Annotated in this window: 13 protein-coding genes; 4 read left to right on the forward strand and 9 right to left on the reverse strand. The window is 71.1% G+C overall.

All coding sequences use genetic code 11. From position 1 onward, the window contains the following. Positions 1-82 precede the first annotated feature (82 nt). Positions 83-1,435 carry a class II 3-deoxy-7-phosphoheptulonate synthase gene (locus ACWCRB_RS45200; protein ID WP_369035371.1) on the reverse strand — a complete coding sequence of 451 codons (1,353 nt, stop codon included), beginning with the start codon at positions 1,433-1,435 and terminating at the stop codon, positions 83-85. Between the two features lie 148 nt (positions 1,436-1,583). Here ACWCRB_RS45200 and ACWCRB_RS45205 point away from each other — a divergent pair, with 148 nt between their 5' ends. Together ACWCRB_RS45205 and ACWCRB_RS45210 are read left to right on the forward strand one after the other, a co-directional pair. Then, positions 1,584-1,646 carry a trp operon leader peptide gene (locus ACWCRB_RS45205; RefSeq protein ID WP_152776879.1) on the forward strand — a complete coding sequence of 21 codons (63 nt, stop codon included), beginning with the start codon at positions 1,584-1,586 and terminating at the stop codon, positions 1,644-1,646. A 125-nt stretch (positions 1,647-1,771) separates the two neighbouring features. Further along, positions 1,772-3,631, forward strand: a complete 1,860-nt coding sequence (locus tag ACWCRB_RS45210) for an anthranilate synthase family protein (protein ID WP_451001635.1) — start codon at positions 1,772-1,774, stop codon at positions 3,629-3,631. A 148-nt stretch (positions 3,632-3,779) separates the two neighbouring features. Here the strand turns inward: ACWCRB_RS45210 and ACWCRB_RS45215 are convergent, their stop codons facing one another. The 4 genes from ACWCRB_RS45215 to ACWCRB_RS45230 all read right to left on the reverse strand — a co-directional run bounded on the left by ACWCRB_RS45215 (position 3,780) and on the right by ACWCRB_RS45230 (position 7,641). Then, positions 3,780-4,808: a 6-phosphofructokinase gene (locus tag ACWCRB_RS45215; protein WP_451001636.1), complete on the reverse strand. Its 1,029-nt coding sequence runs from the start codon at positions 4,806-4,808 to the stop codon at positions 3,780-3,782. Positions 4,809-4,896: 88 nt separating this feature from the next. Beyond that, entirely contained in the window at positions 4,897-5,604 is a 708-nt protein-coding gene (locus tag ACWCRB_RS45220; RefSeq protein WP_405538150.1) for a response regulator, read from the reverse strand. After that, complete coding sequence (gene macS / locus ACWCRB_RS45225) at positions 5,601-6,875, reverse strand: MacS family sensor histidine kinase (protein WP_451001637.1); 1,275 nt, start codon at positions 6,873-6,875, stop codon at positions 5,601-5,603. The genes ACWCRB_RS45220 and macS overlap by 4 nt, the downstream gene beginning before the upstream one ends. 37 nt (positions 6,876-6,912) lie before the next feature. Further along, positions 6,913-7,641: a lysophospholipid acyltransferase family protein gene (locus ACWCRB_RS45230; protein WP_451001638.1), complete on the reverse strand. Its 729-nt coding sequence runs from the start codon at positions 7,639-7,641 to the stop codon at positions 6,913-6,915. A 190-nt stretch (positions 7,642-7,831) separates the two neighbouring features. Here ACWCRB_RS45230 and ACWCRB_RS45235 point away from each other — a divergent pair, with 190 nt between their 5' ends. Beyond that, positions 7,832-8,692, forward strand: coding sequence for an alpha/beta hydrolase (locus ACWCRB_RS45235; RefSeq protein WP_451001642.1), 861 nt, complete (start codon positions 7,832-7,834; stop codon positions 8,690-8,692). Then, the gene (locus ACWCRB_RS45240; RefSeq protein WP_369035364.1) at positions 8,685-9,287 is read left to right on the forward strand and encodes a hypothetical protein; all 603 of its coding nucleotides are present in this window, start codon (positions 8,685-8,687) and stop codon (positions 9,285-9,287) included. Before ACWCRB_RS45235 ends, ACWCRB_RS45240 begins: the two co-directional genes overlap by 8 nt. Before the next feature lie 176 nt (positions 9,288-9,463). On the opposite strand, the gene ACWCRB_RS45245 is transcribed toward ACWCRB_RS45240, so the two are convergent. The 4 genes from ACWCRB_RS45245 to ACWCRB_RS45260 form a co-directional block, all read right to left on the reverse strand. Beyond that, positions 9,464-10,219, reverse strand: a complete 756-nt coding sequence (locus tag ACWCRB_RS45245) for an endonuclease/exonuclease/phosphatase family protein (RefSeq protein WP_451001639.1) — start codon at positions 10,217-10,219, stop codon at positions 9,464-9,466. A 197-nt stretch (positions 10,220-10,416) separates the two neighbouring features. Continuing rightward, entirely contained in the window at positions 10,417-11,370 is a 954-nt protein-coding gene (locus ACWCRB_RS45250) for an ROK family glucokinase (RefSeq protein WP_369035362.1), read from the reverse strand. Between the two features lie 126 nt (positions 11,371-11,496). Beyond that, positions 11,497-12,000: a DUF5304 domain-containing protein gene (locus ACWCRB_RS45255; protein ID WP_451001640.1), complete on the reverse strand. Its 504-nt coding sequence runs from the start codon at positions 11,998-12,000 to the stop codon at positions 11,497-11,499. A gap of 57 nt (positions 12,001-12,057) precedes the next feature. Beyond that, entirely contained in the window at positions 12,058-13,239 is a 1,182-nt protein-coding gene (locus ACWCRB_RS45260) for an ArsA family ATPase (protein ID WP_451001641.1), read from the reverse strand. Positions 13,240-13,364 lie beyond the last annotated feature (125 nt).

Here is a 13,364-nt window from a genome sequence, read left to right on the forward strand (position 1 = left end):
AACGCCGCGCCGACCGCGTAGATCGTATGTGATCCGCGCCCCACGCCATACTCCTGTAACAGGCGAAAAGCCTGGTGATCTGCTACTGGTCGCGGTACATCTCCGCGACGAGGAACGCCAGGTCAAGGGACTGGCTGCGGTTCAGGCGGGGGTCGCAGGCAGTCTCGTAGCGGTGGTGGAGGTCGTCGACGAAGATCTCGTCGCCGCCGCCCACGCACTCGGTGACGTCGTCGCCCGTCAGCTCCACATGGATACCGCCGGGGTGCGTCCCCAGCTCCTTGTGGACCTCGAAGAAGCCCTTGACCTCGTCGAGCACGTCGTCGAAGCGTCGGGTCTTGTGACCGGAGGCCGCCTCGAAGGTGTTGCCGTGCATCGGGTCGGTCACCCAGGCCACCGTCGCACCCGACGCCGTGACCTTCTCGACCAGCTCGGGCAGCTTGTCCCGGACCTTGTCGGCGCCCATGCGGACGATGAAGGTCAGCCGGCCCGGCTCACGGTCCGGGTCGAGACGCTCGATGTACTGCAGCGCCTCCTCGGCCGTCGTCGTCGGGCCCAGCTTGATGCCGATCGGGTTACGGACCTGGGAGGCGAACTCGATGTGCGCGCCGTCCAGCTGCCGAGTGCGCTCACCGATCCACACCATGTGCGCCGAGACGTCGTACAGCCGTCCGGTGCGGGAGTCGACGCGGGTCAGCGCCGACTCGTAGTCCAGGAGCAGCGCCTCGTGCGAGGAGTAGAACTCGACCGTCTGGAACTCGGCCGGGTCCGTCCCGCAGGCACGCATGAAGTTCAGCGCGTTGTCGATCTCACGGGCCAGCTGCTCGTACCGCTGTCCTGACGGGGACGACTTCACGAAGTCCTGGTTCCAGGCGTGCACCTGGCGCAGGTCGGCGTAACCGCCGGTGGTGAAGGCGCGGACCAGGTTGAGCGTGGAGGCGGACGCGTTGTACATCCGCTTCAGGCGCTCGGGGTCCGGGATCCGGGACTTCTCGTCGAAGTCGAAGCCGTTGACCGAGTCGCCGCGGTAGGTCGGCAGGGTCACGCCGTCGCGGGTCTCGGTGCCCTTGGAGCGCGGCTTGGAGTACTGGCCGGCGATCCGGCCGACCTTCACGACCGGCACGGAGGCCGCGTACGTGAGGACGGCGCCCATCTGGAGGAGGGTCTTCAGCTTGGCGCGGATGTGCTCCGCGCCGACGGCGTCGAAGGACTCGGCGCAGTCGCCGCCCTGGAGGAGGAACGCCTCTCCCTTGGCGACGGCCGCCATCCGGGCGCGCAGCTGGTCGCACTCCCCCGCGAAAACGAGCGGGGGATACGACTCCAGCTCCGCAACGACTGCGCGCAGAGCCTCGGTGTCGGGGTACTCGGGCTGCTGCGCCGCGGGCAGGTCTCGCCAGGTGTTGCCAGCGCTGGCGCTGGTCTTAGCGTTCACGGTCACGGCCCCAACATTACGGGGTCAAGTCGGGCGTCCGACCGCCTGCTCATCAAGTGAGACACGGTTCGCTCGTTCGGGTCCGGTGGGCGGAATGGCCGGTCCGTGCGCCGGTTCGCGCTGCGCAAGGGACTCGTGGTGTATGGTCCGTCGCATGTTCGCGCACCCGACCCAGAACCAGAACTGGTGGTGGACCGCTCACCCGGCGGCCCACTGACTGCGCGTACGCAAGTCTTCGCGAAGGCCGCCCGAGGGGCGGCCTTCGGTGTTTCCGCGGAACCTCGCACCGGCAGCCGTTCCTCCCGATCACTGATCCAGTCATTGATTGATGGAAGAGGAACCATGCGACTCGACCGGCTCCTGCACGACACCCGCCCGTTCGCCCTGCTCCGCCGCCGCACCCCCGGCCACGATCACGACATGGTCGAACTGCTGCTCGGCCCGGTGACCGCGTACGACCGGCTCGCCGACATCCCCGACGAGGGCCTCGCCCTGATCCCCTACCGCCAGATCCGCGAGCGCGGCTTCGACGTCCGCGACGACGGCACCCCGCTCGCGGTGCTCACGCCCGAGGAGACGTACGAACTCCCGCTGGCGGAGGCGCTGGAGCAGCTCCCCGCGCATGACGTGCGGGTGGAGGGCGGTGGGTTCGACGTCGGGGACGAGGAGTACGCGGAGATCGTCGGGCGGGTGCTGCGGGAGGAGATCGGGCGCGGCGAGGGGGCGAACTTCGTCATCCGGCGGACGTACGAGGGTGAGATCCCGGGGTTCGGACGCGCCGACGCCCTCGCGCTGTTCCGGCGGCTGCTGGTCGGGGAGCGGGGCGCGTACTGGACGTTCGTCGTGCACACCGGGGAGCGGACGCTGGTGGGCGCCAGTCCAGAGGTACATGTCCGAATGTCCGGCGGAACCGTGGTCATGAACCCGATCAGCGGGACGTACCGCTATCCGGCCGAGGGGCCGACCCCCGAGCATCTGCTCTCGTTCCTCGCCGACGGCAAGGAGATCGAGGAGCTGTCGATGGTCGTCGACGAGGAGCTCAAGATGATGTGCACCGTCGGCGACATGGGCGGGGTGGTGGTCGGGCCCCGACTGAAGGAGATGGCCCATCTCGCGCACACGGAGTACGAGTTGCGGGGCCGGTCCTCCCTGGATGTGCGCGAGGTGCTGAAGGAGACCATGTTCGCCGCGACCGTCACCGGGTCGCCCGTGCAGAACGCCTGCCGGGTCATCGAGCGGCACGAGGTCGGTGGGCGCGGCTACTACGCGGGGGCGTTGGCGCTGGTCGGGCGGGATGCGGGCGGGGCCCAGACCCTCGACTCGCCGATCCTCATCCGGACCGCCGACATCGCGCCGGACGGACGGCTGCGGGTGCCGGTCGGCGCCACGCTCGTCCGTGGCTCGGACCCGGCGAGCGAGGTCGCCGAGACCCACGCCAAGGCGGCCGGGGTGCTGGCGGCGCTGGGGGTCGTACCGGGGAGGGCGCGGGAGACGGGCGTACGGCCTCGGCTCGCGGACGATCCACGGGTGCGGGCGGCGCTGGACGGGCGGCGGGCCTCGCTGGCGCCGTTCTGGCTGCGAATGCAGGAGCGGACCGAGGAACTGACCGGGCATGCCCTGGTCGTCGACGCCGAGGACACCTTCACGGCGATGCTCGCGCACGTCCTGCGGTCGTCGGGCCTCGATGTGACCGTGCGGCGCTACGACGAACCGGGGTTGCGGGAGGCCGTCGTACGGCACGAGGGGCCGTTGGTGCTCGGGCCCGGGCCCGGTGATCCGGGCGATCTGGCCGACCCGAAGATGCGGTTCCTGCGTGAACTGACCGCCGAGGTGCTCCGCGATCATCGGCACGGCGTCCTCGGTGTCTGCCTCGGGCACGAGCTGATCGCGGTGGAGCTGGGGCTGGAGATCGTACGGAAGGAAGTGCCGTACCAGGGCGCGCAGACGGAGATCGATCTGTTCGGGCGGACGGAGACCGTCGGCTTCTACAACAGCTTCGTGGCGCACTGCGACGACGAGGCTGCGGCGGAGCTGGCGGCGCATGGGGTTGAGGTCAGCAGGAGTGAGGGTGGGGAGGTGCATGCGGTCCGGGGGCCCGGGTTCGCGGGTGTTCAGTTCCATCCGGAGTCGGTGCTGACGCTGGACGGGGCGAGTGTCGTACGGGAGTTGGTGGCGGGGGTTCAGTCCCTGCGAGCGCGGTAGTTCTCGGCCGCGGGCCCGGTGGGGGCTGGTCGCGCAGTTCCCCGCGCCCCTGAAAAGCGGGGGCTGCGCCCCTGCTTTTCAGGCCCGTAGGGCCGGGTCTTTTGCTTTTAGGGGCGCGGGGAACTGCGCGACCAGCCCCCACCCACCGTCAGCCGAAGAACACACCGACCTCCTCGTACAGCTTCGGGTCGACCGTCTTCAGCTTCGCCGTCGCCTCCGCGATCGGGACGCGGACGATGTCCGTGCCGCGCAGGGCGACCATCTTGCCGAAGTCGCCGTCGCGGACCGCGTCGATGGCGTGCAGGCCGAAGCGGGTGGCGAGCCAGCGGTCGAAGGCGCTGGGGGTGCCGCCGCGCTGGATGTGGCCGAGGACCGTGGTGCGCGCCTCCTTGCCCGTCCGTTTCTCGATCTCCTTGGCCAGCCATTCGCCGACGCCGGAGAGCCGGACATGCCCGAAGGGGTCGAGGGACTGGTCCTTGAGGACCATGTCGCCGTCCTTCGGCATCGCGCCCTCGGAGACGACCACGATCGGCGCGTACGAGGCCTTGAACCGTGAGGTCACCCAGGCGCAGACCTGGTCGACGTCGAAACGGTGTTCGGGGATGAGGATGACGTTGGCGCCGCCCGCGAGCCCGGAGTGGATCGCTATCCAGCCCGCGTGCCGGCCCATCACCTCGCAGACGAGGACGCGCATGTGCGACTCGGCGGTGGTGTGCAGCCGGTCGATCGCCTCCGTCGCGATGCCGACCGCGGTGTCGAAGCCGAAGGTGTAGTCGGTGGCGGACAGGTCGTTGTCGATCGTCTTCGGTACGCCGACGACCGGGATCCCGTGTTCGTCGGTGAGACGGGCCGCGACCCCGAGGGTGTCCTCGCCGCCGATCGCAATGAGCGCGTCGACCTGCTGGGTGGCGAGGGTCTCCCGGATGCGGGCGATGCCGTTCTCCTGCTTGAGCGGGTTGGTGCGGGAGGAGCCGAGGATCGTGCCGCCGCGCGGGAGGATGCCGCGCACGGCGGGGATGTCGAGGCGCACGCTGGTGCCCTCCAGTGGACCTCGCCAGCCGTCCCGGAAGCCGACGAAGTCGTAGTCGTACTCCTGTACGCCCTTGCGGACGATGGCCCGGATGACGGCGTTGAGCCCGGGGCAGTCGCCGCCTCCGGTCAGTACTCCGACGCGCATGGAAATGTCCCTTCGCCGCGGATACGTGACGAAGGATCAGTGTGACGTGCGTCTCACGCGGCGTCGAGGCTCCTGACTGGCCGCCCGGTCACTCGTCGTCGAGGCCGCGCTGTATCGCGTAGCGCACCAGTTCCACCCGGTTGTGCAGTTGGAGCTTGCCGAGGGTGTTCTGTACGTGGTTCTGGACCGTGCGGTGGGAGATGACCAGGCGTTCGGCGATCTGCTTGTAGCTGAGGCCCTTGGCCACCAGCCGCAGCACCTCCGTCTCGCGGTCGGTGAGCTGCGGGGCCTTGGGCTCGTCGGCGCCCGCGGCCGGGGCCGGTTCGGAGGCGAGGCGACGGTACTCGCCGAGGACCAGACCGGCCAGACCCGGGGTGAAGACGGGGTCGCCGACCGCTGTACGGCGCACCGCGTCCAGCAGTTCCTCGGTCGAGGCCGACTTCAGCAGATAGCCGGTGGCGCCCGACTTCACGGCCTCCAGTACGTCGGCGTGCTCGCCGCTCGCCGAGAGGACCAGGACGCGCAGGGCGGGGTTGGACCCGACCAGTTCCTTGCAGACCTGGACGCCGGGCTTGGCGGGCAGGTTCAGGTCGAGCACGAGGACGTCCGGCGCGACGGCCCTGGCCCGGCGTACGGCCTGCTCGCCGTCGCCCGCCGTAGCGACCACGTCGAACCCGGACTCGGCGAGGTCGCGGGCGACCGCGTCGCGCCACATGGGGTGGTCGTCCACCACCATCACGCGGAGCGGCCCCCGCACCTCGTCCCCGTTCACGGTCTCGCTGCCGGTGTCCGTCATCGCTTCTCCGCCTTCCCCCGTGCCGCGTTCTTGTCCTTCGGTACCGTCAGTTCGACCTCCGTGCCCTGCCCCGGCACCGAGATCAGCTCGGCGCCGCCGCCGAGATCGCGCAGCCGGCCACGGATCGACTGGGCCACGCCGAGCCGCCCCTCGCCCTCGGCCTGCGCGAGCCGCCCCTCCGGGATGCCGGGCCCGTCGTCGCGCACGGTCACAACGACCGAGTCCGGCTCGTCCTCGACCAGGATCCAGGCCCTGGCCCCGTCCCCGGCATGCTTCCGTACGTTGTCCAGCGCGGCGCCGACCGCCGCGGCCAGCTCCTTCGCGGCGGCCCGGGCGAGCGGCACGGGGGCGCCGGGCTCGGAGAGGGTGATCGTCGAGGTGGCGTACGGGACGAGCAGGGTGCGCAGGTCGACGGGGTCCGGTGAGTCCGGCTCGGACTCGTCTGTCGTGTGTACGACGGTGATGGGCACCCCCGGTCCCGCGTGCTCCGGCGCCCGTGCCCCCGCTACGAGGCCGCCGGAGACCAGGGCGCGCAGCGCGACCTCCTGCTCGCCGGCCATCCGGCCCAGTTCCCCCGCCTCGCCGCCGAGCACGGCGCCGCGCCGCTGCACCATCGCCAGTACCTGGAGGACGCTGTCGTGGATGTCCCGGGCGAGCCGCTCCCGTTCGCGGGTCGCGGCCTCGATCTCCAGGGCGCGGGCGAGGGTCCGCTCGGAGGCGCGGGCGACCTCGACGACGTACCCGATGGCGATGGAGGCGACCCACACCAGGACCACGTTGTGGACGGTGTCCCGGGCCGGGGAACCCCGCTCGACCAGGTTCGCGGCGGCGACCAGCGTCGAGGCGAAGGCCGCCCAGCGCCAGCCGCCCTTGATCGCGAAGGCCAGCACGGAACCGGCCGTCCATATCGACGGCATCGTCGGACCGCCCGAGGCGACCCGCTCGTGCGCGTCGGCGACGGGCGTGAGGAGGATGCCGGCGAGCGCGATGGTCAGGTCGGCGGTGAGGAAGCGCTTGGTGCAGCTGGCCGCGTTGGCCACCTTGGGGAGGGTCGCGAGGGTCCAGACGAACAGCACGGAGAAGTAGGCGACGGCCACCCAGGGCCGGGCGAACCCCTCGTACGAGTTGGCGAAGAGCCCGATCGCGTACAGCATCGTCATGATCCGGTAGCCGGTGAGCGCACGCCACAGCGGCTGCTCGACCGACATCCGCATCACCTTCGGACGCCCGCCCCTGCCGCGTACCGCTACGGCCTTCTCGCGTACGGCCATGTTCCCCACCATCCCCCGAACCCGCCCCGTGATGCTGCTACTTGGCGCCCGCGCGTTCCTTCTCCAGCGCCTTCTGCGCCTGCTTCTCGGCCTTCGCCGCGTCCGCGATCTGGCGCTTGGCGGCCGACGCGTAGATGTCGACGTACTCCTGGCCGGAGAGCTTCATGATTTCGTACATGACCTCGTCGGTCACGGCGCGGAGCACGAAGCGGTCGTGTTCCATGCCGTGGTACCGGCTGAAGTCGAGCGGCTCGCCGATGCGGATGCCCGGGCGCATCAGCTTGGGCATCACCTTGCCCGGCGGCTGGATCTTCTCGGTGTCGATCATCGCGACCGGGATCACCGGCGCCCCGGTCGCGAGCGCCACGCGCGCGAGGCCGCCGGGCTTGCCCCGGTAGAGGCGGCCGTCGGGCGAGCGCGTGCCCTCCGGGTAGATGCCGAACAGCTCACCGCGCTCGATGACTTCGACGCCGCTCCTGATCGCGGCCTCGCCGGCGCCGCGTGCCCCGGAGCGGTCCACCGGGAGCTGGCCGACGCCCCTGAAGAAGGCGGCGGTCATCCGGCCCTTGAGGCCGGGCGTCGTGAAGTACTCGGCCTTCGCGATGAAGGTGACCTTGCGGTCCAGGACCGCGGGGAGGAAGAACGAGTCGGAGAAGGACAGGTGATTGCTCGCCAGGATCGCCGGGCCGTCGGCCGGAACGTTCTCCAGGCCCTCCACCCAGGGCCTGAAGGCAAGCTTCAGCGGCACCCCGACGGAAACCTTCATCGCGCCGTACAACAACCGAGTTCCTCCTGTGTCTGTTCGATCAGACCTTAACCCGCAGCACTGTCAAAGAGCCCGACGGCCCTGGTCGGTGTCAGTGCGGTCGCGTACGGTGAAGTACGCCTCGGAGCCTCGGGGCTTCCTCGTGTGATCACCCGCCCCAGTCACCCTTCCCATGAACAGGAGACCGATGGTGCCGGTCCTTCCTGGAGCCGAGCCGTACCGCCATGAGGGCGGGGAGGTCGGAGTCCTCCTCTGTCACGGCTTCACCGGTTCCCCTCAGTCGCTGCGCCCCTGGGCGGAGTACCTCGCCGAGCGCGGACTGACCGTCTCGCTGCCGCTGCTGCCCGGGCACGGCACGCGCTGGGAGGACATGCAGCTCACCGGCTGGCAGGACTGGTACGCGGAGGTGGACCGCGAGCTGCGCGCCCTGCTGGCGCGCTGCGCTCAGGTGTTCGTCTTCGGTCTGTCGATGGGCGGCGCCCTGACCCTGCGGCTCGCCGCGCGGTACGGCGATCGGATCAGCGGCATCGTGGTCGTCAACCCGGCGAACAAGGTGCACGGCCTTGCCGCGTACGCCCTTCCGGTACTGCGTCATGTCGTGCCCTCGGTGCCCGGCATCGTGAGCGACATAAAGAAGGAGGGCGTCGAGGAGGTCGGCTACCCCCGGGTCCCGCTGCACGCGGCGCACTCGATGCGACAGTTCTACCGCCTGGTGGACGGTGAACTGCCGCAGGTCACACAACCGGTGCTGCTTCTGCACAGCCCGCAGGACCATGTGGTGCCGCCGGCCGACTCGGCCCGGATCCTGAGCCGCGTTTCGTCGAGGGACGTGACGGAGATCCTGCTGGAACAGAGCTACCACGTCGCGACGTTGGACCATGATGCGGACCGGATCTTCGAGGAGAGCCACGCGTTCGTCCTCCGGCTCGCACCCGCGGCCGGCAAGGAAGCCACGGACTCGGGCGAGGACTCGGGGGACGTACAGGTGCCGCACCAGAGCCGGCAGGGAGACCAAGTGGGGCAGCAGGAAGGGACGGCCACGGGTGGCTGAGCACGACTCCGACCGCGAGCCGGAGGAGAAGGGCGTGCCCTTCGACGAGGCGGCCGCGTGGGCCGCGATCGTCGAGGCGTACGGCGACGAGCCGCCGGACCCGCCCGGCGCCAAGCCGTTCAAGTCGGTCGAGGATCTCGCGCTGCTCGAATCGGACACGAACGACGAGACCGGTGACTCCGGCGACCCCGACCCGAAGGGCAACGCCGACAAGGTGGCCAAGGGCGACGGGCAGCCCCCGAAGCCGCTGGGCAGCTCCGTCGCCTTCGCCCCCGGCGTCGGCGGCGGTGGCCCGCGCGACTACTCGGCGCCGGACGCGACCGAGGACGACTTCGACGATGACGACGAGGGCCACTTCGTCCCGCCGGAGCCGCCTCCGCTGCCCGCCGCCGACACGACCGCCCGGTTCGCCTGGCTGGCGGTCCTCGGCGGCCCGCTCCTGCTGCTGCTCGCCGTACTGCTGGGCTGGGACATGACCTGGTGGCTGACGACACTGGGCATCGGCGGGTTCCTCGGCGGGTTCGCGACGCTGGTGATGCGCATGAAGGGCGACGAGGACGACGAGGAGGATCCGGGGCGGGGGGCTGTGGTCTGACGACCACCGTCGTCCACTTCAGGATGCAGGAATCCTGATTCAGGGTGCAGGAATTCTGAGGGCGGCCAGGACCGGGAGATGGGCAGAACCTCTCGATGCCGCCCTCGCACTGCTCGGCCCCAGGGGGCCTCACAGGCGTCGGGCGGCTGCGCCGGACTCCGCCCGGCGGACTGGGCTCAGGCTGCCGGTACACGCAATGCCGCCAGCACGGGCAGGTGATCTGTCGCCGCCCTCAGATCCGGCTCCGTCACGCCTGACAGGCCCGTCGGCACCCCGCAGCCCAGGACCTCGATGCCCGGCGTCGCCAGGATCGCGTCGATCCGCTGGTGCGGGTCGGTGGGGGTCGACGTGTACTCCGTGCCCCAGGGGGCCGTGGCCCAGCAGTCCTGGAGGTCGGTGGACAGACGGCGGAAGCTGCGGCCTGCGGGGCGTTCGTTGAGGTCGCCGCCCGCGACCGCGTGCGGTACGTCCAGTGCGGCGAGCCGGTCCAGGAGCAGGCCCGACTGCTCGTACCGCTCGTCGTTCTGCAGGCTGAGGTGACAGCTCAGTACGCCGAGCCGGGCGCCCCCGAAGCGGACGACCGCCGTGGCGAAGCCTCTGCGGTGCTGGCCGGGGGTGAGCGGGAGGAGGACGTCCTCGGTGCGTTCGACTGTCGCGCGCAGGGAGCAGAGGAGGGCGGGGCCGGCGGCGGTGGCGCCGCCGGAGAGGAGTACCTGGCCGGAGGCGGATGCGAGGCGGGCGAGTTTTTTGCGCCAGCGGAAGAAGCGGGGGGCTTCTTGGATGAGGACGAGGTCGGGGGTGCAGGCGGTGATGACTCGGGCGAGGGCTGTGGTGTCGTCTCGCATGGAGCGGATGTTGTAGCTGAGGACGCGGATGACGGCGGAACCGTCGGGGTTTGTGCGGGGGGTGGGGAGCGGGGGGTTCGTCGCCATGGTGGTCAAGATACGGAGGCCGGTTGGGGGGAATACCGGGAACTCGCCGTGGGGGGTGCGGTTGTTGGCCGGGCGGCGGCCGGTGGGTTTTTCGCGCAGTTCCCCGCGCCCCTGGGTTCGCTGCCCCTGACAGCATGACAAAGCCCGCCGTTCCTCCTCCTTGAGGTACGGCGGGCCTGGTTCAGCCAAAGGGGGTTTTACATGATCGGGTCGGGTTCGCGGGCCAGGTCCGCTGCTCCCACCATGCCTGCCTTGTTGCCCAGTTGGGCGGCGATGACGTCGGCCACCGGGCGCCAGTTGCCGCCTACCAGCCAGCGTTTGTAGGACTTGCGGATGGGGTCGAGGACCAGTTCGCCCTCGTCCGAGAGGCCGCCGCCGACGATGAAGGCGGAGGGGTCGAAGAGGGAGGCCAGGTCGGCGAGGCCGGCGCCGGCCCAGCGGGCCAGTTCGCGGTACGAGTCGACGGCGACGGCGTCGCCCTGTCTCGCGGCCATCGAGATGTGCTTGCCCTCGATGCCGTCCGGGGTGCCGTCGCCGAGGGAGAGGAGCACCTCGGCGTTCTCGGGCGTCGCGTTGGCGCGCTGCTTCGCGTACCGCACGAGGGCCCGCCCCGACGCGTACTGCTCCCAGCAGCCCTGGCTGCCGCAGCCGCACTGCAGACCGTCCGGGACCACACGGATGTGGCCGAACTCGGCGGCCACTCCGAAGTGGCCGCGGCGCAGCTTGTTGCCGATGATGATGCCGCCGCCGAGGCCGGTGCCCAGGGTGATGCAGATGACGTTGCGGTGGCCCTTGCCCGCGCCGAACTTGTACTCGCCCCACGCCGCCGCGTTCGCGTCGTTCTCGACGACGACCGGCAGGCCCACGCGTGCCTCGACCTTGTCCTTCAGCGGTTCCTGGCGCCAGTCGATGTTGGGCGCGAAGTAGACCGTGGAACGCTGGCGGTTCACGTATCCGGCGGCGCCGATGCCGACGCCCACGATCTCGTGCCCGGCGCGCGCGCCCTCGACGGCGGCGGCGATGGCGTCCACGATGCCCTCGGGCGTGCCCGGGGTCGGCACCTTGTGGGTCGAGAGGATGTTGCCTTCCTCGTCGACCACACCGGCCGCGATCTTCGTGCCGCCGATATCGACGCCGATGGTGAGTCCCATGAATCCCTCAGTTTCGGTCGAGCCCCGCTACGGCCAACCGTACCCGAGCCCCTGTCGCCGGGTTCCCGTCGTCCGCACCGTGGGCGGGCCCGGCGGGAGGGCGACAGGGCCCCGGCGAGGAGGGTGTCAGTCCAGGTCGATGCGCTCGCCGGAACCGGTGCCCTCGCCCCGGTCCTCGCCCCAGTTCTTCGCCCGGTCGGTCTCCCTGGCAGACCAGCGGCGTTCCTGGGACTCGACGGCCGAGCGGTAGGCGGCGAGCAGTTCGTTGCCGGCGGCGGCCAGGTGGTCGAAGACGTCCGGATTGCGTTCGATCACCGGTTCGACGGCGGCCTTGGCCTGCTGGACGACCTGCTGCACCACCTGCTGGGCGGTGCCCTGGGCTACCGCGCCGAGCAGCGGTGACTGCAGGGACGACAGCTTGTCCGAGACGGCGTCGACGAGCTTGCGCAGTTCCTCGGCCGCGGAGCCGGGGGGCGGGCCGTACCGGGCCCGGCGGCGGGCCTTCTCCGCTTCGAGGTCCTCGGCGCAGGCCTTGGCCCAGGCGTCGGCGTCGGTGGCGCGCGTCTCGTACGGTGCCTCGTCGGCCGCGTCCCCCTGAGCGGCGTCGGGTGTGGGGCGCTCTTCGCTCATGGCGGACTCCTGACTACGGTTCGTCTCTTTGACGGTACCCGAACGGGTGCGGGCGGTTCATCGTGTCTGCGGCCACAGATCCGGGTCCGGCGCGAAACGGATCCTCAGCTCACCCTCGCGCAGGGCGGCCCCGGCCACCGTGCAGCGGCGCAGCGCCGAGGGCAACGGAACGATACGGCGGAACGGGCCGACGGTGAGGACGAGATCGTCGCCGCGCCTGACCAGGTCGAGGTCGTCGCGTATCGCGCCGGGCAGCGGGATGTGCCAGACGAGCACGCCGTCGTCGGCGAGGTGATCGGTGACGGGCCACTCGACGGTGGCGGTGGTCCGGTTGACGCCGGGGGCGCGGAGCGCGACCAGGTCGTCGGTGCCGCGCGGGTCGCGCCCGAGGTGCGGGACCTGGTGGAGAGGGAGGGCGTACTTCTCCGGCCAGTCCTCCAGGGCCTTGCGCTGCTGGGCGGTGACGGAGGCGAGCCAGGGGTCGATGGAGGGTTCCGGCAGGACCCGGTTGGCGATCAGCATGTCCGCGCGCAGGCCGCGCAGGGCGATTCCGGTGATGGCGGCGCGTACGGCGTCGGTGCCGGCCGGGCCGGGTTCGGCGACCAGTCGTACGACCGTGCCCGGGTCCTCGACGACCGCGGTGACGGCGGCCAGTTCCACGTCCCAGCGGGCGGCGGCGTCGTACAGCCAGTCCGCGGGCATCGGGACGCCGGCGAGGCGGCCGAGTACGGGGCGCAGGGCGCGGGCGGCCTGGCGTTCGGCCGGGAGGAGGCGGCGCAGATAGCGGCGGAGTTCGTCGGGGAGGGCGAGGAGGGCGAGTGCCTGCGGGGTGGGCGGGAGGTCGACGACCAGGAGGCCGTACGCCTCGGAGAGCGCGGCGTCGCGCAGGGCGCGCAGGAGGGCGAGTTCCTCGGCGCCGGGGAGGGGGGTGAGTTCCTCGGGGTCGAGCCGGGAGGCGCCGAGGAAGTCGAGGACGTTCTTGGCGCGGTCCTGGAAGGCGGTGAGGTCGGCGCGGAAGCGGTCGGCGGCGTCGGGGCGCCAGGCGGTGAGGTGGGGGACGCCTGGTACGGAGACCGGGTTGGGGCCGGTCTGGATGCCGAGGGCGGCGCCGAGGGTGTCGGTGCGGTCGGTGCTGAGGACGAGGGTGGGGGTGCCGTCGCGCGCCGCGGTCAGTGCGGTGGCCGCGGCGAGGGTGGTGCGGCCGGAGCCGCCTGGGCCCGTAAGGAGGATGGTGCGCATGAGGGTGCACGCTATCTCGCCCCGCCGCCCTTACCCGTTCCCATCCCCTGGGGGCTGCGCCCCCAGACCCCCGCTGTCGGCCGTACGCCGCCCCGGGCAGCCGCGTGCAGACTGGGCCGGAACGC

Source organism: Streptomyces sp. NPDC002156, from assembly GCF_053593675.1.

Bases quoted from the DNA above. Each gene is read 5' to 3' on its own strand.
- ACWCRB_RS45245 (WP_451001639.1), bottom strand. From the start codon at position 10,219: ATGGCGACGAACCCCCCGCTCCCCACCCCCCGCACAAACCCCGACGGT.
- ACWCRB_RS45230 (WP_451001638.1), bottom strand. From the start codon at position 7,641: ATGAAGGTTTCCGTCGGGGTGCCGCTGAAGCTTGCCTTCAGGCCCTGG.
- ACWCRB_RS45255 (WP_451001640.1), bottom strand. From the start codon at position 12,000: ATGAGCGAAGAGCGCCCCACACCCGACGCCGCTCAGGGGGACGCGGCC.
- ACWCRB_RS45210 (WP_451001635.1), top strand. From the start codon at position 1,772: ATGCGACTCGACCGGCTCCTGCACGACACCCGCCCGTTCGCCCTGCTC.
- macS (WP_451001637.1), bottom strand. From the start codon at position 6,875: ATGGCCGTACGCGAGAAGGCCGTAGCGGTACGCGGCAGGGGCGGGCGT.
- ACWCRB_RS45215 (WP_451001636.1), bottom strand. From the start codon at position 4,808: ATGCGCGTCGGAGTACTGACCGGAGGCGGCGACTGCCCCGGGCTCAAC.
- ACWCRB_RS45260 (WP_451001641.1), bottom strand. From the start codon at position 13,239: ATGCGCACCATCCTCCTTACGGGCCCAGGCGGCTCCGGCCGCACCACC.
- ACWCRB_RS45250 (WP_369035362.1), bottom strand. From the start codon at position 11,370: ATGGGACTCACCATCGGCGTCGATATCGGCGGCACGAAGATCGCGGCC.
- ACWCRB_RS45220 (WP_405538150.1), bottom strand. From the start codon at position 5,604: ATGACGGACACCGGCAGCGAGACCGTGAACGGGGACGAGGTGCGGGGG.